This window comes from Actinotalea subterranea (assembly GCF_008364845.1).
GTDB lineage: Bacteria > Actinomycetota > Actinomycetes > Actinomycetales > Cellulomonadaceae > Actinotalea > Actinotalea subterranea.
Window position 1 is genome coordinate 255,621 of record NZ_VTTP01000004.1, and the last position, 20,462, is coordinate 276,082.

General features: G+C 73.0%; 20 protein-coding genes and 1 tRNA gene. 9 read left to right on the plus strand and 12 right to left on the minus strand.

Translation table 11 applies throughout. The features are described 5' to 3' along the window. Positions 1–137 precede the first annotated feature (137 nt). Positions 138–695, minus strand: a complete 558-nt coding sequence (locus FZ988_RS18530) for an SRPBCC family protein (RefSeq protein ID WP_188079054.1) — start codon at positions 693–695, stop codon at positions 138–140. After that, positions 692–1,087: an MmcQ/YjbR family DNA-binding protein gene (locus FZ988_RS18535; RefSeq protein WP_188079055.1), complete on the minus strand. Its 396-nt coding sequence runs from the start codon at positions 1,085–1,087 to the stop codon at positions 692–694. The genes FZ988_RS18530 and FZ988_RS18535 overlap by 4 nt, the downstream gene beginning before the upstream one ends. A 70-nt stretch (positions 1,088–1,157) precedes the next feature. On the opposite strand from FZ988_RS18535, the gene FZ988_RS09860 reads away from it, so the two are divergent. Beyond that, positions 1,158–2,144 (plus strand): aldo/keto reductase, encoded by a 987-nt coding sequence (locus FZ988_RS09860; protein ID WP_149203839.1) that lies wholly within the window; start codon positions 1,158–1,160, stop codon positions 2,142–2,144. A 142-nt stretch (positions 2,145–2,286) separates the two neighbouring features. Here the strand turns inward: FZ988_RS09860 and FZ988_RS09865 are convergent, their stop codons facing one another. Next, positions 2,287–3,099, minus strand: coding sequence for a hypothetical protein (locus FZ988_RS09865; protein ID WP_188079056.1), 813 nt, complete (start codon positions 3,097–3,099; stop codon positions 2,287–2,289). A 202-nt stretch (positions 3,100–3,301) separates the two neighbouring features. On the opposite strand from FZ988_RS09865, the gene FZ988_RS09870 reads away from it, so the two are divergent. Next, on the plus strand, positions 3,302–3,853 hold the full coding sequence (locus FZ988_RS09870; protein ID WP_149203840.1) for a type 1 glutamine amidotransferase domain-containing protein: 552 nt from the start codon (positions 3,302–3,304) through the stop codon (positions 3,851–3,853). A 223-nt stretch (positions 3,854–4,076) separates the two neighbouring features. Continuing rightward, on the plus strand, positions 4,077–6,506 hold the full coding sequence (locus FZ988_RS09875) for a hypothetical protein (RefSeq protein WP_149203841.1): 2,430 nt from the start codon (positions 4,077–4,079) through the stop codon (positions 6,504–6,506). A gap of 109 nt (positions 6,507–6,615) precedes the next feature. Here FZ988_RS09875 and FZ988_RS09880 read toward each other — a convergent pair whose 3' ends face one another. Next, positions 6,616–7,527 (minus strand): hypothetical protein, encoded by a 912-nt coding sequence (locus tag FZ988_RS09880; protein ID WP_149203842.1) that lies wholly within the window; start codon positions 7,525–7,527, stop codon positions 6,616–6,618. 20 nt (positions 7,528–7,547) lie between these two features. After that, a complete protein-coding gene (locus tag FZ988_RS09885) occupies positions 7,548–8,438 on the minus strand; it encodes an alpha/beta fold hydrolase (RefSeq protein ID WP_223145086.1) in 891 nt (296 codons plus the stop codon). 177 nt (positions 8,439–8,615) lie between these two features. Here FZ988_RS09885 and FZ988_RS09890 point away from each other — a divergent pair, with 177 nt between their 5' ends. Beyond that, positions 8,616–9,401: an SDR family oxidoreductase gene (locus FZ988_RS09890; protein ID WP_149203843.1), complete on the plus strand. Its 786-nt coding sequence runs from the start codon at positions 8,616–8,618 to the stop codon at positions 9,399–9,401. A gap of 160 nt (positions 9,402–9,561) precedes the next feature. After that, positions 9,562–9,634 (plus strand) — tRNA-Arg (locus tag FZ988_RS09895). A gap of 111 nt (positions 9,635–9,745) precedes the next feature. On the opposite strand, the gene FZ988_RS09900 is transcribed toward FZ988_RS09895, so the two are convergent. From FZ988_RS09900 to FZ988_RS09920, 5 genes are read right to left on the minus strand one after another with little or no spacing between them, the layout of a single operon-like run. Next, entirely contained in the window at positions 9,746–10,885 is a 1,140-nt protein-coding gene (locus FZ988_RS09900; RefSeq protein WP_149203844.1) for a tyrosine-type recombinase/integrase, read from the minus strand. Then, on the minus strand, positions 10,885–11,091 hold the full coding sequence (locus tag FZ988_RS09905; protein WP_149203845.1) for a helix-turn-helix domain-containing protein: 207 nt from the start codon (positions 11,089–11,091) through the stop codon (positions 10,885–10,887). The genes FZ988_RS09900 and FZ988_RS09905 overlap by 1 nt, the downstream gene beginning before the upstream one ends. Before the next feature lie 9 nt (positions 11,092–11,100). Further along, positions 11,101–11,598 carry a hypothetical protein gene (locus FZ988_RS09910; protein WP_149203846.1) on the minus strand — a complete coding sequence of 166 codons (498 nt, stop codon included), beginning with the start codon at positions 11,596–11,598 and terminating at the stop codon, positions 11,101–11,103. Beyond that, the gene (locus tag FZ988_RS09915) at positions 11,595–12,962 is read right to left on the minus strand and encodes a hypothetical protein (protein WP_149203847.1); all 1,368 of its coding nucleotides are present in this window, start codon (positions 12,960–12,962) and stop codon (positions 11,595–11,597) included. Before FZ988_RS09915 ends, FZ988_RS09910 begins: the two co-directional genes overlap by 4 nt. Further along, entirely contained in the window at positions 12,959–13,387 is a 429-nt protein-coding gene (locus FZ988_RS09920; RefSeq protein ID WP_149203848.1) for a hypothetical protein, read from the minus strand. Before FZ988_RS09920 ends, FZ988_RS09915 begins: the two co-directional genes overlap by 4 nt. A 185-nt stretch (positions 13,388–13,572) precedes the next feature. Here FZ988_RS09920 and FZ988_RS09925 point away from each other — a divergent pair, with 185 nt between their 5' ends. Beyond that, positions 13,573–14,538, plus strand: a complete 966-nt coding sequence (locus FZ988_RS09925; protein ID WP_149203849.1) for an IS1595 family transposase — start codon at positions 13,573–13,575, stop codon at positions 14,536–14,538. Positions 14,539–14,581: 43 nt separating this feature from the next. After that, positions 14,582–14,878 (plus strand): hypothetical protein, encoded by a 297-nt coding sequence (locus FZ988_RS09930; protein ID WP_149203850.1) that lies wholly within the window; start codon positions 14,582–14,584, stop codon positions 14,876–14,878. 552 nt (positions 14,879–15,430) lie between these two features. On the opposite strand, the gene FZ988_RS09935 is transcribed toward FZ988_RS09930, so the two are convergent. After that, on the minus strand, positions 15,431–15,733 hold the full coding sequence (locus FZ988_RS09935; RefSeq protein WP_149203851.1) for a hypothetical protein: 303 nt from the start codon (positions 15,731–15,733) through the stop codon (positions 15,431–15,433). A gap of 221 nt (positions 15,734–15,954) precedes the next feature. On the opposite strand from FZ988_RS09935, the gene mobF reads away from it, so the two are divergent. Continuing rightward, a complete protein-coding gene (gene mobF / locus FZ988_RS09940) occupies positions 15,955–19,476 on the plus strand; it encodes a MobF family relaxase (protein ID WP_246169418.1) in 3,522 nt (1,173 codons plus the stop codon). 15 nt (positions 19,477–19,491) lie between these two features. After that, positions 19,492–19,866: a hypothetical protein gene (locus FZ988_RS09945; protein ID WP_149203853.1), complete on the plus strand. Its 375-nt coding sequence runs from the start codon at positions 19,492–19,494 to the stop codon at positions 19,864–19,866. A 91-nt stretch (positions 19,867–19,957) separates the two neighbouring features. Here FZ988_RS09945 and FZ988_RS09950 read toward each other — a convergent pair whose 3' ends face one another. Further along, a complete protein-coding gene (locus FZ988_RS09950) occupies positions 19,958–20,446 on the minus strand; it encodes a hypothetical protein (RefSeq protein ID WP_149203854.1) in 489 nt (162 codons plus the stop codon). Positions 20,447–20,462 lie beyond the last annotated feature (16 nt).

Here is a 20,462-nt window from a genome sequence, read left to right on the forward strand (position 1 = left end):
GGTCCTTCGTTGCAGCGGCCGGTCCGAGGGCAAGGCCACGGTAGCGATCAAGGCCGTGGCGTGGGCGTCGCCCCTCCGCGGAGCGTCTGCTTGCTCCCATCGCTCGCGGCTGGACAGGCGCTGGTGGGCCCGGCGCCTCAGTGACGGCTGGTGGGCGCCAGCTCGGCGGTGATGCGGCGCAGCGCGAGGTCGAGCATGCCGCGCAGGAAGAGCCCGACGAAGGGGCGCGTGAGTGGTGCGGGGAGCCCGCGCACGTGGACGTCCTCGACCCACGTGAGTGCGCTGTGGCCGGGGCCGAGGGGGCGCACGTGGACCTCGGCGGTCCCCAGCAGCACGGGGCCGACCTTGCGGTAGACCGCGACACCGGGTGTCGCGGGCGTCGACCCGTGGGCCGGCTGCGGCGGGTCCGAGCGCTCGACCACCATGCGGTCGACGACGCCCACGCCGCCGCTCGTCGCGCCGGGTCCGCTCACCGCGACGAAGGCCGCGCCGACGGGGAGGTCGGCGGGCGCGTCGATGCGCGTCTGCGGGATCCAGCGCTCGTGGTTGCGGACGTCGGTGACGAGCCGCCACGCCTCGTCCGCGGGGAGGGGGACGACGCGTGTGGCGCGCACGCCGCGCGTGGCCAGGCCGGGCCTCGGGTCGGTCGCGCTGGGGCGAGCGGCGCCCGTCCGGGGCCTCGGCTCGCCGCTCACCGCTGCGCTCCGGGGAGCCGGGCGGGGTCGAGCTCGCGGGCGAGCGTCGGCGGGGCGACCTGGAGGTAGGAGGACGTGACGAGCTCGGCGATCTCGTCCCAGTCGGCGTCGTCGTGCAGGTCGAGGGCGAGCCAGCCCGCGGGGCCGAAGTACGGCGGGGAGAAGAAGCGGTCGTCCTCGAGGAGGGCGGGGCGCTCGTCGTCGTCGGGCTTGAAGAGCAGGGCCGTGGGGCGGTCGGTGCCCGAGCCGTAGACGGCGTAGATCTTGGTCGGGGCGCGGAACGTGGGGCGGCCCCAGGACTCCTTCTCGACGGTGCCGGGCAGGGCCTCGCACAGGGCGCGCAGGCGCACGAGCAGGGCGTCGGCGTCGTCGTACATCCGGGGGTGAGCCACGGTGCTCCTGACGTCGGACGGCCCGCCGAGTGGTCGGCGGCGGCTTCCGACCAAAGGTAGCGTCGGACCCATGGAGAAGCGTGTGCTGGGACGCACTGGACGTCCCGTCGGAGTGATCGGTCTGGGGTGCTGGCAGCTGGGTGCCGACTGGGGCGAGGTGAGCGAGGAGCAGGCGCTGGCGATCCTCGACGCCGCGGTCGACGCGGGGGTGACCCTGCTGGACACCGCCGACGTGTACGGGGACGGGCGCAGCGAGCGCCTCGTGGGGCAGCTCCTCGCGAAGCGGCCCGACGCCGGGCTCACCGTCGCCACGAAGATGGGTCGCCGCGCGGACCCGCACGTCGCCGACGCGTACACGCTCGACGCGTTCCGCGCCTGGACGGACCGCTCGCGCGAGAACCTGGGCGTCGACACCCTCGACCTCGTGCAGCTCCACTGCCCGCCCACCGAGGTGTTCGGCCGCGACGCGACGTACGAGGCGCTCGACACGCTCGTCGCGGAGGGCCGCATCGCCGCCTACGGCGTCTCCGTGGAGACGGTCGACGAGGCGCTCCAGGCGATCGCGCGACCCAACGTCGCGTCCGTGCAGATCATCCTCAACATCTTCCGGCGCAAGCCGCTCGAGGAGGTGCTGCCGGCGGCCGCCGAGGCGGGCGTCGGCATCCTGGCGCGCGTGCCGCTGGCCAGCGGCCTGCTGACGGGCAAGTTCGACGCCGCGACGACGTTCGCCGCCGACGACCACCGCACCTACAACCGGGGTGGCGAGGCGTTCGACCAGGGCGAGACGTTCTCCGGCGTGCCCTACGAGGTGGGTGTCGCGGCCGCTCAGGAGGTCGCCCGGTTCACGCCCGACCGCGCGACGACGGCGCAGCTCGCCCTGCGCTGGATCGTCGACCAGCCTGGCGTGACCGCCGCGATCCCGGGTGCGAGCCGCCCCGAGCAGGCACGCAACAACGCGGCCGCGGCCGACCTGGCGCCGCTCACGGCCGAGCAGCTCGACGCGCTCGAGCGCGTGTACGACGAGCGCATCCGGGAGCACGTGCACGGTCGCTGGTGATCGGTGATCCGACGACCTCTGCGAGGGGGCGTCGGTGATCGACGGCCGGTGACGCATGGCCGGTGGCCCGGGGTGGCGAGCCCCGGGTGCCGGCCGGCTGTCGTGGGGCGGGTGCGCGCTGAGGTGTGCGGACCGGCCCTGATCAGCCCAGGGGGCCGGCGTCGGGCGCGTCCTGGGGGAGGCGGGCCTCGAGGCGGTGCAGCGGCGGCGCGGAGTCGTCCGTGCCGCTCACGGCGAGCTCGATCATCTGCGGGAACCGCTCGGGCGGCGGGCCGAACGCCTGGTAGGCGCCGGTGACGACGGTGCGGCCCATGGCGCGTGCGCCCGTCGCGCCGATGACGGCGCCGATGCCGAACGGCGCGAGCCGCCCGAACGCCAGCGCGCCCTGCTTCGCGGCCTGGCGGCGCAGGATCCGCCGGGTCAGGGCGCTGTTGACGCGCTTGATGGTCTGGGTCGGCATGTTGACCAGGAGGGTGCGGGCCCAGGCCTTGGTGTTGATCCCGGCCTCGGCGCCCACGGTCTTCGAGCCCTGCTCGCCCAGCACGGTGGCGAGGAGGAGCGTGCGGCGTCGGGCGGTCTCCTCGATCCCGATGCCGTGCACGTCCGCGACGGCCAGCGCGAACGCCGACGACGCCGCGAAGAACGACGCCACCTCGCTCGTCGTGAGCGCGACGCCCACACCCGTGCCGATGGCCGGCGCGGCGGCGGCGGCCCCCACTGCGCCACCCGACGCGGACACGGCCAGCAGGTACTGCTTCTCGAGCAGCCGGATGATCTGCGCGGGGCTCGCGTGCGGGTTGCGGCGACGCAGGCGGTCCACGTGCGCGTGGATGACGGCCGAGGGGATGGACACGGCCTTGTCGAACGCGGCGTCGACGAACGGGATGCCGGTCACGCTCGACACGGCCACCTCGGTGCCCGGGTGGTGAGGGCCGGTGTGCTGCAGCTCGGACATGGCGTCGATCGTCGCACGGGGGTGCGGGGGTGTCGTGCCGGGCGGGGCGCGACGGCGGCCGGGCCGCGTCTCCGGCCCGGGCGCCTGAGCCGCGCGGGTCGGTGCAGTGCCCGACGGCGGCGCGCGCTCTCGAGGTGCCGACCCGCGGAGGGCGACCTACCGTCGAAGGGCACCGATCCCGAGATGGAGGGAGCTCCGCACGATGACGCACCTCACCGGCAAGACCGTCGCGTTCCTGGCGACGAACGGCTTCGAGGACAGCGAGCTGACCAGCCCGTGGCAGGCGGTGACCGAGCACGGCGCCACGGCGGTGCTCGTGTCCACCGAGGCGGGCACGATCACGGGCAAGAACGGCCACGAGGCGCAGGTCGACCGCACGACGTCGGACGCCGCCGCGGGGGACTTCGACGCGCTCGTGCTGCCCGGCGGTGTCGCGAACGGCGACAAGATCCGGCTCGACGAGGCCGCCGTCGCGTTCGTCAAGGGCGTGTTCGACGCGCACAAGCCCGTGGGGGTCATCTGCCACGGCGGGTGGATCCTCACCGACGCGGACGTGCTGCGCGGCCGGACCCTGACCTCCTACCCGAGCCTCAAGACGGACCTGCGCAACGCGGGCGCCACGTGGGTGGACCAGGAGGTGGTCGTCGACGCCGGGCTCGTCAGCAGCCGCGTCCCGGACGACCTGCCCGCGTTCAACGCGAAGCTCGTCGAGGAGATCGCCGAGGGGGAGCACACCGGTCGGAAGGCCGGCTGAGGCGGGGCTCGCACCGGGTCGCACCCTGTCGACCTGGCGCTCGCACCGGGTCGCGAGGCCCGCTGACCGAGGGCGTTCGGAGGCCCGCCGCGGGGAGCGTTGCTCCCGGGGGCGGGCCTCGTCGCTGCCCGGTTCGGGCGGGTTTCGGGTGTCCTTGTGGTGTCACCCGGGTGCGAGGACAGTGGGTGGGGTCCGTGCACAGCGGCACGACCAAGGGGCTCCCATGGCGAGGACCAGGATCCGTCGAACCGTCATGGTGATGGTCGTCGCGGCGACCGGCGCGCTCGGGGGTGCCTCGGCCGCTGTCGGGGCCGCGGAGGTACCGCCCGACGACCTGTGCGCCGCGGCGCAGGCCCTCACCGAGGCGGGTCGGCCGCAGCGGGCGCTCGCGCTCGTCGACGCCCGGGACACCGCCGCCGAGGACTGCCTCGACGTGCAGGCCGAGGCCGCGCAGACGGCGATCGCAGACGCGGAGATCACGGCGCAGAAGGCGCTCGCGGACGTCGCGAAGGCCCCGGCCGCCGCGTGGGACGCCGCCGGTGACGCGCTTCAGGCCGACGCGGACAACGTCACCGCCACGGAGGTGCGCGAGGAGATCGGCGCCGAGCCTGACGCCACGGAGCCCACGGGCCCGCCGGCGCTGAAGGAGGCGTGGGACGCGTTCTTCGCGGACGTCCTCAGCCCGCTCCAGGACGTCGTGCTGCCGATGCTCACGGTTCTCGCCGTGCTGCTCGTGCTCGCGCGGATGCTGCTGGTGCTGCCCGTGCGGTGGCCGCGCACGTCGGACGCGTTCCGGTCGGTGCTGTGGGCCGGCGGCGTGGCTGCGGGCGTACTGGCGGCGTGGCTGCTCGTCGCGGGGGTTGCCGAGGCCGCTAGTGCCGGGGCTGACGGGGCCGGGGCCGACGCGGGTGCTGCCGAGGCCGGGGTGGCGGCCGGCGCGGGCGTGGCGTGGGCGGGTGCCGCGTGGCTGGGCGGGACCGCTGCGGTCGTCGCGGTGGTCCTGCTCGCGATGGGGATGGCGACGCGGCTGCGCATGACCGTCGAGGTGTACGGGTCGGGCGGGGACGTGGACCAGGCCGCCACGGGGCACGTGATCGCACTGCTCGCGCAGCTCGGTGCGGAGTCCCCACGGGGGCTCGAGGTGCCGCGCGGGGCGGACGTGACGGCGCTCGACGGCGCGCCGATCAGCGCGGCACCGGAGGCGAAGGTGCTCGCCGCGGTCGCGCGGCTGTGGCAGCTCGTGTTCGGCGTCACGCCGTGGCTCGTACGAGTGGACGTGGAGTCGGCGGACCGGCACAGCGTCGTCGTGAGCCGCAACGGTCACACGGTGGCGGCGGGCGTCGTCGACCGGGAGGTGCTCGCACTGCGTACGACGAGGGCGCGCCTGGTGGCCGACGGCGCGAAGCCGACCCCGGAGCAGTCGGCGGCGGACCTGCCTGACCTGCACGTGTTCGCGGCGGCGATGACCATCGTCGAGCTCGCGAAGGCCTACCGGGGCTTCGAGGGCCTGTTCGGCGTGCGGGACTGGCGCAGCGTGGGCCTGCAGTACGTGGGCGTCGAGCACTACGCGGCGCCCGACGACGGCGACGCGGCCCGGGCGGTGCTCGCGCGTGCGGTGCAGCTCGCCCCGGAGAACCTGCCCGCCCTCGTCGCGCTGCGCCACGCGGAGGGGCGGCGCGCGCAAAACGGGGACGTGCTGGAGGCGTACCTGGCCTTCCTCCTCGACATTCGGTCCCGGCTCGACGGGGAGCACGCCGAGGCGCTGCGTGCCCGGGTGCTGCTGACGACGCTCGTCACGGGAGGCAACCTCGCGGCCGTGAAGGACACGCAGGTGAGCCACGACGCGATCCTCGCCGGCGTCGAGCTCGTCGACCTGCTGCGCACCCTCAAGGCGTCGCGGGCGACGGCCCCGCTCGCGCTGTCGATGCGGCAGACCGCGGCCGGGGCGTTCCTCAGCGCGTTGGACCACAACGCCGGGCGTCTCCGGGCGGAGCGTCTCGCGGTCGCCGACCGCGACGCGCGGGTCACGACCGCTCGGGCGACGGCCGAGCTGTGGCTGGGCAAGCCGAACACGCTCGGCCCGCACGGGCACTACAACTACGCGTGCTGGAAGGTCGCGACGAGCGCGCACCAGCAGGCGATCGCGCACCTGCGACTCGCCGCGACGTCGCCGGGGCTCGCGGAGTGGATGCACAAGGATCCGTGGCTCGCAGAGCTCCGGCAGACGCAGGCGTTCCGGGAGGCGCTCAACGCCGAGCCGGTGACGGACGTGCTGACGCTCGGCCCGCTCGCCGCGCACGCGCCGGCGTTGAAGGCCTTGGGGCTGACGTCCGCGGAGCGTCTCGCGGTGCTGCCCCCGAGTCGGCTGGCGGCGGCGCTGAAGGTGGAGCCGATGACCGCGGCGCACCTGACGGGGGTGGCGCGGCTGGTCGAGTCGGTGGACGGTGCGCTCGCGCCGTTGCGCGTGGTGGTCGTGGCGGCGCTGCTCGAGCACGGCGTCGACTCGCCGGAGGCGCTGGCCGGGTGGCGGCATGGTCGCAAGGAGCTGCCGACCGCCGTGCACGGGGCGTTGATGACGCGCACGAACGTGGAGCTGGCGGGGGAGGGGGACCCGGGGAGCCCGCTGAACCTGTGGTTCGCGCGGCACGCGTGACGGGTGCGCGTGGCGTGGCGCTCGCGGGTCTCGCCTTCCCTGCGGGCCTCGCGGTCTGCCGGGTGCGGCGGCTCAGCGCGGCGCTCGCGGGTCTCGCGGGTGCAGCGTGTCAGTGCGGGGGGCGGAGGTCGCGGATGAGGGCTGTGTCGGGGCCGCAGCCGAGCTCGCCGGGCTGGAGGTAGATGTCCGGCGGGTAGACGTCGGTGACGGCGCCGTCGAGGCGGGCGACGAGCACGCAGTCGCTGCCGAACCCGAGGGCGACGCCGATGTCCGAGCCGTCGAGGGCGACGGTGGCCTGGAAGGCGGGGCGTCCGTCGACCTCTGCGGGCAGGAGGGCGTTGATCTGGGCGGCGATGGCGTCGGTGTCGGGCTCCTGCGTGGTCGGCAGGGCCGTGAGGATGCTGTGCGCGGCGTCGCGGGACTCGGGAGCAAGGAGGGGGTCGGTGGACGGCGGCGGGGTGATCGCAGTGGTGTCGTCGGGGCACGGGACCATGTCGACGCCGTCGGCGGTGCCGAACTCGCCGATCTTGCCGTAGGCGTCGAACGTGACGCGGAAGCAGTAGGGGCCGGGGTCCCAGTCGTCCGCCGAGGGCTGGAAGAACCCGCCGGTGCCCTGCGTGTACATGGCGTCGTCGAGCGAGACCGCGAACGTGAGCCGGCCGAGGACGTCGCCGTCGGTGGACGCGTCGATCGCGATGAGGCGTGTGCCCGAGCCGTCGGCGCCGTCGGCCGCGCGCGCGAACCCGTTGATGTCCTGCGTGTAGGAGCTCATCGCGGTGCGGTTGAGGAGGCCGAGCACCAGGTCCTGGGCTGCGCGTTCCTCGTCGGTGTTGACCGACGTGCACGCGGTGAGCGCGAGGCCGGCGAGGAGGACGGCTGAGGCGGCGAGGGCGCGCGTCGGGCGTGGGCGTGCGGACCGGGTGGCTGCGGGGCGGTGGGCTGCGCGGCGGGAGGGCGGCCCGGGCGTCGTCGTGCCCGGTCCTGCGGCGGCTTGCCTGCCCGCGTCCTCGGAAGCGTTCATCGGTTCCTTTGCCCCCTGCGTCAACCGTCCACTGCTGTCGTGTGGGCAAGTATCGCGTCGGCTAGCGGGTCGAGGATCGCGCGGCTGGTCGCATGGCCCATGCCGGGGATGGTGGTGAGGGTGGCGGAGCCGATCAACGAGGCGAGGTGGGTCGCGTGCGGGGGCGGGTTGACGGGGTCGGCGGGGGCCTCGACGACGAGCGTGGGCACGGTGATGCCGGCGAGCTCGGCGGCGCGGTCGAGCCCGGACGGGTCGGCGAGCGCGTGCGCCGTCGGGGCCTTCCAGGTGCCGCTGTGGGCGGCGATGCGCTCCTCGAGGTCCCGGAACTCGGCCTCGTCGAAGGGCAGCTCGTCGCCGTTGAGCAGCCGCCAGTGCTCGACGCGGAAGGCGAGCTCCTCTTCGGGTGTGCGTGGGTCGCCGAGGTGCGTCCAGAGCTCGAGCAGGCGCGGGTCGGGGTTGGGCAGCGTCGTGGAGTCCGCCCAGGTGCCGTCGGCCGGGGACCAGAGCGCCGACGTGGAGTACAGGGTCGCGCTGAGCACGCGGTCGGGGTGGTCGAGCAAGAGCAGCTGGACGAGCGTGCCGCCCATCGACGCGCCGACCAGGTGCCCGCGTTCGATGCCGAGGGCGTCGAGCAGCGCGACGACGTCATCGGCGAGGTCGCGGATCGCGTACGGGGCCGTGGCGAACGCCGCGGTCGACCGGCCGGTGTCGCGGTGGTCGTAGCGGATGACGCGGTGGTGGGCGGCCAGGCGGTCGACGAGGTGCTCGGGCCACGTGAGCCCGCTCGCGTTAGCGCCCATGACCAGCAGCAGGGGCGTGGCATCGGGTTCCCCGCGCTCCTGCGCCCACAGCTCGATGCCGGGGGCCACGGTCATGCGGTGCTCGACGGGTGCGGTCGGCTGGGCGGTCACGGCTCTCCTCCGGGGAGCGACGTCGGGACGTCCCCATCCTGCCGACGGGCACCGACAGTGTCGTCGCCTTTCCGGCTGATGCGCCGGTGGCCGATCGGCTTCGCCCGACTGGGTGCGCCGGTCCTAGGGGAGGTGCGGCCTTCCGGCACCGCGGCGGCCGCGCGAAGCATGGGCGGCATGACACACACGGACACGAACCCCAGCACGACGACGCCCGACGTCGGGACCCCGCCCGTCGGGCCTCGGAAGGTGGTCCTGGTGACGGGCGCCAGCAGCGGCATCGGCGAGGGCATCGCGCGGCGGCTCTCCGCGCAGGGGCACCACGTGGTGCTCGCCGCGCGGCGCACCGACCGGCTGGACGCCGTCGTCGACGAACTGCGCCGGGCGGGGCACAGCGCGCAGGCGCACGCGCTCGACGTCACGGATCGTGACGCGTTCGAGCGGGTGGTGGCGTCCGTGGTCGACGAGCGCGGGCGGATCGACGTCCTCGTCGCGAACGCCGGCGTCATGCTCCTGTCGCGGCTGGACGCGCTGCTCGTGGACCAGTGGGACCAGATGCTCGACGTCAACGTGCGGGGGCTGCTCCACGGGATCGCGGCCACCCTGCCGCGCTTCACGAGCCTGGGCTCGGGCCACGTGATCACCATCGCCTCCGTCGGCGCGCACGAGGTGGTGCCGACGTCGGCCGTGTACTCGGCGACCAAGTACGCGGCGTGGGCGCTGACGGAGGGCCTGCGCCAGGAGTCGGCTCCGGGGATCCGCGTGACGACCATCAGCCCCGGCGTCGTCGAATCGGAGCTCGCGCAGCACATCACCGACCCGCACGCGGCCGAGGCCATGACCGCGTACCGCGCGGCGAGCATCCCGGCGGACGCGATCGCGCGGGCGGTGGCGTTCGCGATCGACCAGCCGGCGGACGTGGATGTGAACGAGATCGTGGTGCGGCCTACTCGGCAGCGGTGAGCCGGGGGTCGGGGTGGGTTGGTGGTGGCGAGGAGGACAGGGCGCACGACGGCGCGGGCGGGTTCGGACGGTGTCGAGGCCGTACCCGTCTCCGCGCCGGTAGGCTTGCGCGTGCCCGCCGGCTCGGCCGTGCGGGCTGCTACGGCCCGATGCGGGCCTAGCGCCTGTAGCTCAGGGGATAGAGCACCGCTCTCCTAAAGCGGGTGTCGGCAGTTCGAATCTGCCCAGGCGCACCGGGTGTTTGTGCAGGTCAAGCGGGCTGCGGGTGCAAGCGACGCCACGGCCGCAAGGGGCCATCGAGCCTCTGTGGGGTGCACATGGGATGCAGCCGCTCCGGGAGCACTTCAAAAGGACCTGGGCGCGCCCTGATCAGGCGGCGTCTCTGGCGACTGGCTGTCGGGACCTCTGAGGTCGGGGAGCTTGTCCATCGCGACCCACGGAGCGTCGGAGAACAGGTGGCCGTACAGGTCCATCGTCATGGTGGCGGAGGCGTGCCCGAGGATGGTCTGCACCGCCTTGACGTCGGCGCCGGCGGCGATGAGCAGTGACGCGGCCGTGTGGCGCAGGTCGTGGATGCGCGTCCCCGACAGTCCGACGCAGGCCGTCGTCTCAGCCCACTTCGCGCGCTTGCGGAAGTTGGTGTTGGTCCAGATCGCGCCGGTCGGGCTTGGGAAGAGGTACTCGCCGGGCGACGCCGCGGCTGCGCGGGTGCGCACGTAGTCGTCGAGCGTGGTGGGCACCGGCACCGTGCGCGTCTGGTGAGTTTTGGTCGACCCGATGATCGCTGCGTGGGTGCTCTTGGACTGAGGTGCCGCGCGGTGAATCCGTACGCCGAGTCCGTGCTGGGTGTGGATCACGTCGTCGATCCGCAGAGCCGCCATCTCGGAGAAGCGACAGCCGGTCAGGCCGAGAAACAGGACGACGGCTCGGCACGCAATCGGGGTCGCGTCTGCGAGCTTGCGAAGCTCTTCCGCGCGGAGCCAACGAGGCTCGTGCCGGGTGGCGCCGCGGGGCAACGTCACCGCTCGCGCGACGTTGTCCGAGATTCGTCGGTCACGCACTGCGTAGTCGAGCACGAGCCGCATGACCGAGAGTGCTCGACGTCGAGATGCCGTCGCGAGGCCGCGTTCGGTCATCTTCGTGAGGACTCGATCGACGTCGTTGGCCGAGACGGCACTCACCGGGAGCTTCCCGATGACGGGGACGACGTAGGCGTCGAGCATGAAGCGCGTCGTCTCTTGACTCCGTACGGCGAGCTGGGATCGGCTCTCGTGCCACTCGTCGGCCAGCACCCCGAACGTCACCTTGCCTCTCGCCGGGTCGATCCATCCGCCGGTCTTGAGCTTGGCGAGCTGGTCCGTCTCCCAGCGCTTCGCATCTGTCTTGCGCTCGAACGACTTCTCGGTGATCACCCGGTGCTGGAAGTACACCCGGGCACGCCAGACCACCCGGCCAGAGGGCAAGCTGCGCTTCTCGACGGACATCAGCGGCGCCGTGGCAGCGGTGGCTCGGCGTCGACCCAGGCGACCGGGAGCAGGATGACGTTGCCGAGGCGTCGGCAGGGGATCTGCTCGGTCTCGGCGAGGTGGTAGAGGGTGCGCTGGGGGACGCCGAGGACGGCTGCTGCTTCCTTGACGCGGTAGAAGCGGCGTGCTGGCCCGGGCCGCTCGTCGAGTGTCTGGATGGCCATGGGTTCTCCCTAGATCGTGCGGTCGGGCGGCGAGGTCGACAGGAGTGCCGGGTCGGGACGGGCCGTCGTCGGCCACGGGTGCGCGGACCCAAGGTGTCGGACCCGCACCTCCCGGGTTGCCGGGTCGACGCTGAGCTCGGCGTGCTCGTGGGAGCCGGCCGCGTGAGCGCATGCCGCCAGGACGAGGTCGAGGTGGCGTCGGTCCAGGCCCACGAGTGCGTCGGCGAGGTGCAGTGTGCGGCTGGGTTCGGCGAGCGCGCACACCACGTCGAGCACTCGACGCTCGCCGCTGGACAACGGGCCGAGGCCGGCATGCAAGACCTCGTCGTCAAGCCAGACGTAGCCGTTGGCCTCGATCCGGATCCAGGGCTGGCCCGGCTGGGCGAACCGGCCGTCGAACGCGCGGACGAGGAGTTCGACGGCGGCCACTAGCGGATGGCTCCCGGCGGCCCAGGCGCGCAGCCGTTCGGCGGTCTCAGCCGCGTTCAGTACCAGATGGACGCTCATCGGGTGCTCCTCTCGAGCGGGGTGCGGGTCGCGACGTGGGCGTGGTCGGTGCGGTGGGCTGCGGCGAGGGACTGCTCGACGGGGGTGAAGCGGAGGTCGGCGTGGCCGGCGGCGGCGGACCAGAGGTTGGTGGTGGCCTTCCACCGGGTGGGGGGTGCGGTGATGGTGGCGCCGGTGACGTGCGCGGTGATCAGGTCGGGGTCGGTGCCGAGCTGGTCGCTGGTCAGGTGCCGGGCTTGGAGGCGGACGTGCCCGGAGGCGGCGAGGCGGTCGAACGCGGCACCGGCGGTGGTGGCGATCTCCTCGGTCGCGCCGGTCGCCGCGTGGAGCAGGGTGGCTGCTCTCGGGTCGGCCGGCGGGGTGCCGGTCAGGGGCGCGAGGTGGGGGAGCAGGTCGCGTAGCGCGAGGACGTCGGCGCGGATGTGCGGGTCGGGAGGTCCGGGTGCCTGGTAGGTCGCCAGGTCGGTGCGCAGGTCGCGCCACACGGCCGCGCGGCGGGCCAGGGGCGCGGCGTCGGGCGGGATGGTCGGTGGGTTCTGGGTGAGGTTCGCGCCGCGCGCGGCGGCCGCGTGGGCGTTGAGGAGAAGGCCGGTGGTGGCCAGGTCGGACAGGGTTGCGACGGAGTAGTCGGGTTGGGTGCGCAGTGCCCAGGTTGCCTGGCGGAGGCGGTGGGTCAGGTCGCCGGCGTGCAGGACGGGGTCGTCGGTGCGCAGGGGTTCGCCGACAAGCCGCACCCGGTCCATCGCCGACGTCGCCGCAACTCCCGACTCGTGGGCCAGGCCGGTCGCGTGAGCGCGGTTGCCGTCCAGGCCAGGGAGTGCACGCGTGACCTCGACCTTGCCGAGGCCGGCCTGCAGGCTCCGCAGCGCGAGGGCAGATTCGGCGGCGAGCAGGGTGTCCAAGTGTCCGGCGACTCGGACCAGGGCGCCGTCGCGGGCGGCGGGGTCGGCGATCGTGGCGGCGTCGGGGGAGCGTTGCTGGCCCCACGGGCCGAGGTGCACGGCGAGCAGGTCACTGGCGCCGCGGACCTGCAGCGCGGCCAGTGCCCATGGCCGGTCGGTCAGTTCGAGGGTTGAGGGGTGGGGTCGGTCGGCGCCGACGAGGTCGCGCATCCCGTCGACCATCGCGATCGCGCGGGCCACGACAGGTTCGGCGCGCGTCGCGGGGCTGATCCCGGCGAGTCGGGACGGGCCGATCAGCGCCCAGGTGTGGGTCTCGATCGCGTCGAGCACGGCGTGGAAGTCCTGCAACGCCGTCCGGGCCTCGGCTGGGTTGTCGAAGGGCCGTTGGCGCAGGTGTGTGGCCCCGGTGACCAGGTGCTGGCCTGCGGTGGTGAGCAGGTCGGCGTAGGTGATCCCGGTCACCGGGCACCGGCCGCGGTCAGGTAGATCCGGGCGGCGAACAGCAACGACGTCGTCGCGCACAGCCACCGGGCGTCCGGACCGGTCGGGTCGGCCACGAGCAGCTCGTCGGCGCGGCAGATCACTGCCCCCACGAGCCCGGAGACCACCGCCCGGCCCGCAGCCGCCTGGCCCACGTCCGGTAGCGGTCCCAGGTCAGCAGCGATCGCCGTGGTGACCGCGTCGGGGTGGCGGGTCGCGACGTCGTCGCACGCGGCGCGCAGCTCCTCTGCGAGCCAGATCAGGTCCAGGCCCTCGGCGAACGAGGTGACCTGGACCAGCGCCCCGACCGCGCGCTGCGCGGTGAACATCACCGACCACAGCCCGCCCCACCCCACCCCCGCAGCCACGTCCAGCGCCCTGGCCGTGGGCCACGTCATCGTGTCCATCGCGCACCTCCCGCTCGCCACCACCGACTGGCCTGCCTTGACCGAGTCAGGAGGCCCCTACGTGAAGGGGTGCGCGGAGGCGACCAACATGAGGGGTAGCGCTGGCAGGCCACGTTCCGGCGATCTCGCCGGTCCGGGTGGAGTCGTACAGTTGTTCTGGGTATCTGCTTGAGTGAAGTAGTCTCATGGCCGTGGAGGATGGTCGTCCCGAGGCGGGGGTGGACTACCCGCGCACGTATGCGGATCTGCTGGAGTGGTTCGCCGACGATGCGGCGTGCTTGGAGTACCTGGGCCGGCTGCGCTGGCCGGAGGGGTTCAGGTGCCCGGCGTGCGGGGCGGGCGAGTACTGGCGCACCGGGACCGGGTTGTGGATGTGTGTGGCGTGCGGGCGGCGCACGTCGGTGACCGCGGGCACGGTCTTGCACCGCACGCGCACCCCGTTGACCACGTGGTTCGCCGCGGTGTGGTTCGTCACCTCGACCAAGACCGGGGTCTCCGCCCAGGGGTTGCAGCGGGTGCTCGGGTTCGGCTCGTATGAGACGGCGTGGGCGTGGCTGCACAAGCTGCGCCGGGCGATGGTGCGTCCCGACCGGGACCTGCTCGGCGGTCCCGGGGTTCTCGTCGAGCTCGACGAGACGTTCCTGGACGGTGTCACGCGCGGTGGCGTCGACCTGTGGAAGGCCAAGGTGCCGGTGATGCTCGCGGTGGAGAAGCGCGGGCGCAAGCTCGGACGCATCCGCGCTCGGGTCACCGCCCGGCCCGGGTCCCTGGCGATCCTGGACTTCGCCGCCGAGGTGATCGCCCCCGGGACCACCGTGCGCACCGACGGGGCCCCGCTGCTGCGACGCCTGGCCGACCTGGGCTACGCCCACCAGCCGACCGTCGCGATCCGCGCCACCGACCCCGCCACCGTGCTGCCCGGCCTGCACACGGTCGCCTCGCTACTCAAACGCTGGCTGATCGCCACCCTGCACTACGGCATCGCCGCCGAGCACCTGCCCTACTACCTCGACGAGTTCACCTTCCGGTTCAACCGGCGCGACTCACGCTCCCGCGGCCTGCTGTTCTACCGGCTCCTGCAGCAGGCCATCGCCACCGACCCGCACCCCCTCGACACCCTGATCGGCGGCACCCAGAACACAAACCCCTGAACTGGGCACTTCACTCAAGCAGATACCCAGAACAGTTGTTCGGGTGGCTGAGGATCTGGCGGCGTTCCTACGTGCCCAGCAGGTGCTCGGCGCGGACGTCCACGCCCACCACCACCAGGCGATCCGCAACGCCCGACCGATCCCACCCGCCGGCCGTCAGGTCGCCGCGAAGCCGCCGATCGACGTCACCGCGTGGCTCGTCTGGGAGCGCGACGGCCTTGAGCTCCTGGACACCACAGCCCAGGCATGGGCCGGTCGCGACGTCCTGGTCGCCATCAACGACGTCCGCTGGCCAGTGCTCGGCGTCTGGCTGGCCGCACAGGACGTCCGGCGGCGGTAGGTGAGGTCATGGGGGCGGGCTGGACCTGCCCGCCCCCATGAACGCTCAGGACCAGTGCGGGTCGGGCTCCGTGCCGTGGGCCGCGACGAAACGGGCGTACACGCGGTCGACGTCGTCCTCGCTGGCGTCTCTCAGTTCGGCTACGAGTGCGCGGGTCCAGTGAACCCACCGCCGGTACGACGCCCGTCTGACCTCACGCGTCGCCCACCAGGGCCCGACCACGATCGTCACAGCCCGGTGCAGCGCCCACCCCTCATCGCTGTCGATGCGGCGAGTCCACGGCCACGGCACCACCAGGGTCCGCCGCTGCCACTCATCAACTCCGAGAGTCGGCCACCGGCCACACCACTCGCGGTAGGTCCACCACATGCGACGCATGAGCACTCCTCGATGACATGCGCGGCCATTGCCGCGCTAGCCGCACCGAGGTGATCGTCACGAACCCACGGTAGCCGGACCGGCCCCTCCTGACATTCCCCGGGCGAGCCGAGCCCGTGGTCGGCGACCGAACCGGCTCGTCGTGATCCCGGAGGACGGGCGTCGGGCCGAGCGTTAGTCAGGCTCGGCCGCTGGTGTGATCGCCAGGCCGAGGAAGGTCTCGGACTGGTTGCGCGGGTCCTGGAGGGGGTGCCACTCGAGAGTGAAGCCGGCTGCGACCAGTGCGGTGCACGCATCGAGCGCTTCAACGCCGATACCGACGTCGGTCGCCTCGAGGACCTCCGCGCCCAGTGCGGTCGCCGGCCTCCAGTCGGCGCCAGCTGCGACGAGGATGTCTCTGACCCACGCGGCGAAGATGTCATCCTCCGCCCAGAGCCACGTTGACCGCGGACTGGTGCTCACCCGAAGGACGTCCATCGGCACAGCATCGCCCCCGCCGCCGACATCGACGGACGCCGAGCCCGGACGGCGTGACGTCGTCGAGGTGATCAAGAACGAGAGCGATAACACTTCTGGCACCACGGCCGGCCGGCCCCGCGATGTCGCATCTGGTGCAACGCGGTGGGCCCCTCATGTTGGTCGCCGGCGCGCACCCCTTCAAGCATGGGGACTCCACGTCGGGCGGGTGATCGCTGGTGATGGGCCTGCACCGGCTCACTGCTGGCGCGGGGTACCAGTACCTGCTCAAGCACACCGCCTCGGGGGACTGCGACCGGTCGGGGGCGCAGCCCCTGGTCGCGTACTACAGCGAGTCGGGCAACCCGCCGGGCCGCTGGTTGGGCTCGGGCCTGTCCTCCCTGAACGACGTCACCGGCACGGGCGCCCTCGCCGCCGGGACGGTCGTGACCGAGGATGCGATGGCGCACCTGTTCGGTGCGGGTCGCCACCCCGTGACGGGTGCGCCCCTTGGTCGCCCGTACCCGAAGGTCGTTCCGGTTGCTGAGCGGATCGCCGCCACGGTCGCAAAGCTTCCGGCGCACATGTCGGGCGAGGTTCGGCGGGCAGCGCAGGAGACGATCGCCAAGGTCGAGATGGCCCGACCGGTGCCACGGGCGGTTGCGGGGTTCGACCTGACGTTCACGCCGCCGAAGTCGGTGTCGACCCTGTGGGCGCTGGGCGACGGACGCACCCGGACTGCTGTGCACGCCGCGCACCGCGCCGCCGTGGAGCAGACCTTGGCGTTCATCGACAACCGTGCCCTGTTCACGCGCACCGGCCACGCCGGGTGCCGGCAGGAGCGCACCGCGGGGATGATCGACACCGCGTTCGACCACTGGGACTCCCGGGCAGGGGACCCGAACCTGCACACCCACGTCGTGGTCGCGAACAAGGTCCGCGGCGCCGATGGCGCATGGCGGTCGGTGGACTCCCGGGCGCTGCATCACGCGGTGGTCGCGGCGTCGGAGACCTACGACGCCCTGTTCGCCGATGCCCTGTCGCGGGCGTTGCCGGTCCGATGGGAGTGGCGCTCCAAGGGTCCGCGCCGCTCGCTCGGCCTGGAACTCGGCGGGACCGACCCGGCGCTGCTAGGTGAGTTCTCCTCACGCACGACGCAGATCGACGAGGCGATGACGGCTCGTCTGGCCGAGTTCTACGCCGTCCACGGTCGTGGCCCGAACCGGGTCGAGGTCGTCAAGCTGCGCGCCCAGGTGACCCGCTCGACCCGCCCGGGCAAGAAGGTCCGCCCCCTGTCCGAGCTCCTGGAGGCGTGGCGGGAGAGGGCGACCGCCCGCACCGGCCTGACGCCGGCCGAGTTGACCGCACGGGTGCTGCGTCAGGCTCAGACTCGGCCGCTGACGGTTGCCGGGGTGCCTGACGCGGTGATCGAGCACCTGGCAGGTCCGGTCCTGACGCAGGTCATGGCCCGCCGCTCGACGTGGACACGGTGGAACGTGCTGGCGGAGGTCGCCCGCACCACCCGCGCCCTGACCATGGCCACGCCTGCCGACCGGATCGCGCTGCTGGACCGCGTGACCGACGCGGTCCTGACGCAGTGCGTGTCCGTCGAGGCCCCAGCGGTCCTGGCGGTGTCCGGCCGCTATGCCCGTCCGGACGGCTCCAGCGTCTTCGACCGGATCGGGGAGAACGCCCACAGCCACCCGGCGATCCTGGCCGCCGAGGCCCGCCTGCTCGCCGCCACCGACGACCACACCGCCCCCGTGGCGACCACACCGTCAGGCACCGCCACCGCACGCTTGGCCGTCGATCAGGCTGACGCGGTACGCGAGGTCGCCGCGTCAGGCCGCCGGGTGGACGTGCTGGTCGGCCCGGCCGGCTCCGGCAAGACGACAACGCTGCTCGCGCTGCGCCGCGTCTGGGAGCAGACCCACGGGCGCGGGTCGGTGCTCGGTCTGGCGACGTCGTCGACGGCCGCCGCTCAGCTCGCCACCGCGCTGGGGATCACGTGTGAGAACACCGCCAAGTGGCTGCACGAGTCCACCGGCCCCGCCGCCACCACCCGCACCGATCTGCTGGGCCACCTGCACACGGCACGCGCGTCAGCTATGACGACTGGTGACCTGACGCGCGCAAGGACGGCCGACACCGCGATCCGCAGCCTGACGGGCGAGGCCGCGACCTGGACGATGCGCGAGGGCCAGCTCGTCATCGTCGACGAGGCGTCCCTGGCCTCGACCGCGACCCTGGACGCGGTCGTCGCCCAAGCCACCACCGCCGGGGCGAAGGTGCTGCTTGTCGGGGACGACGCCCAGCTGTCCGCGGTCGACGCCGGCGGGTCGTTCGCCCTGCTCGCCGAGCGGACCAACCCCGCCCGTCTGACGTCGTTGTGGCGGTTCGCCCACGCCTGGGAAGCCGACGCGACCCTCGCCCTGCGCGAGGGCAACCCGCGGGTCCTGGAGACCTACGCCGACCACGGGCGGATCCACGACGGGCCGTCCGAGGCGATGCTCGAGGACGCCTACACCGCCTGGACCACCGACACCGAGCACGGCGTCGTCTCCGTCTTGATCGCCCCCGACACCGCCTCCGTCGCCGCGCTGAACGCCCGCGCCCACCGCGACCGCGTCACCGACGGCCTCGTCACCCCCGACGGGATCACCACCCACATCGGCACCGAGATCGGCGTCGGCGACCGCGTCGTGACCCGCACCAACGACCGGCGCCTGCGCGTGGACGGCGGCGGGTGGGTCCGCAACGGCGACCTGTGGGACGTCACCGCCACCCATCACGACGGTTCCCTCACCCTCATCCGCGCCACCAGCCCCGGCCGACGCGGCCCGGGCGGGACCGTGCGCATCCCGGCCGGCTACGCCGCCGACCACGTCGAGCACGGGTACGCCACCACCACCCACCGCGCGCAGGGCATCACCACCGACACCGCGCACGTTCTGGCCCACGCCGGGATGACCCGGGAGAACCTCTACGTCGCCATGACCCGTGGCCGCCAGGCCAACCACGTCTACGTCGCCGCTGACGCGATCGACCCCGACTGCGACGCCCTGCCCGACGTTCACGCCCCCACCGACGCCCACCACGTCCTGACAGGCATCCTCAGCGCTCCCGGCGCCCAGCAGTCCGCGACCGCGACGATCGCCGCGCGACTGGACGAGGCCGAGTCGTTGCGCCGCCTCGAACCGATCCGCCGCACCCTGCTGGCAGACGCCGCCCACACCCGGTGGACCGGCGCGCTGATCGACGCAGGCCTCGACCCGCAGGCAGCGCGGACCGCGATGACCTCCCCGAACGCCGGGGCGTTGGTAGTCGCACTCGGGCGCATCGACGCCGTCGCCGACGACGTCGCACCCGTCCTGCGACAGCTGGTCGATAAGGCAGGGGCTCGGCCCGGGATCGAGCACGCAGTCAGCCTGCGGTTCGCCGCGATGGACTGGCTCGACCGCCACGTCCCCGACCCCCACGACGTCCACCCGACCACCAGTGCGGTCGGCCTCGACGTTGACGGGCAGAGGCTGCTCGCCCAGGTCGACGACGCCATCGCCGCGAGGGTCGAGGCGTTGACCGGGCAGGTGCTCGACGAGCGCCCAGCCTGGCTGGCGGCGCTCGGCCCAGAGCCGACGAAAGACGAAGGGCGCGCCGCATGGCTCGACGCCGTCGCCGCCACCACCGCTCGCCTCGACCATGCCCCCGAGCCGGCCCGTACCCCGACCCTGGCCTCCACGCCGCCGCGTGCACCGATCCACTGAGCGTCTGGAGGCCCAATGAGCCAGCCCGAGAACGAGGAAGGCCGCGGGAGGCCGCCCATTGCCCAGCCGCTGGGCGCCCTGCCACCGACAGTGCTCACCTCACTGCCCCTACAGGAGCAAACCCACCGCCTCGAGCTCCTTGGCGACTGGGTCGCCTGGCTGACCGACCGGTACCGGCTGGACCACCGGACCATCCCGCCGTGCTGGCCCAAGCACGGCGAACTCATCGAAGAGCTCGCCGCCCTACACCTCGCCTGGGAGGCCGCCTACGGCCAACTCGCCCACGGGGACGCGCCCCTGCTGTGGCACGAACACTTCAACCTCGCGCGAGAGCGCCTGGGTGACGCGGTAGCGCGGAGCGGGTGCCGAGGAGCGCAACACCGGAGATGACGGTCGTGTACGTGCGGTGACGTGGGGTCCACTTCAGCGTGCCCCTTCGTCGGGCCGACGGCACCACGACATGCCGATGGTCGTGTTCGGGCTAGTGGGGGGACTGCTCGTTGCTGCTCTCTCGAGGCTGGAGCTGACGGACTCCGTCAGTGCCGAACTCGAATACGGCGTACCCCGTCCGCAGATCGACGAGGTACTGGTTCAGGACGGAGTCCACACGCTGGATCTCGGCCCTGGCCGAGACGATCTTCTCGTAGAGACACGAGTACTTGGATGGCGGATCCAGTTCGGGCAAGCCTGCCCAGCCTCCGCAGTCTGATAGCACCTCGTGTGCCAGGTAGTTGCGACGCTCGACCAGGGAGTTGTAGTCGGAAGCCACCTCGGGCGGAAGCAGGTCTCGGAAGCCGCGGACCGTCGACCCGAGGGTCGCCCGTGGTGGCGCCTTGTGGCCGAGCAGGAACTGATGGATGCCCCTCGCTTTTGCCTCGGCAATCTGTGCCTGGGCGATCGCAGCGCCAAGAAGCAGGAACAGGACTTGCTGCGCGTCTTCGGGCTGAGCAGGCACCGGCGGGATCGTCACCTGGTGTGCCTATCAC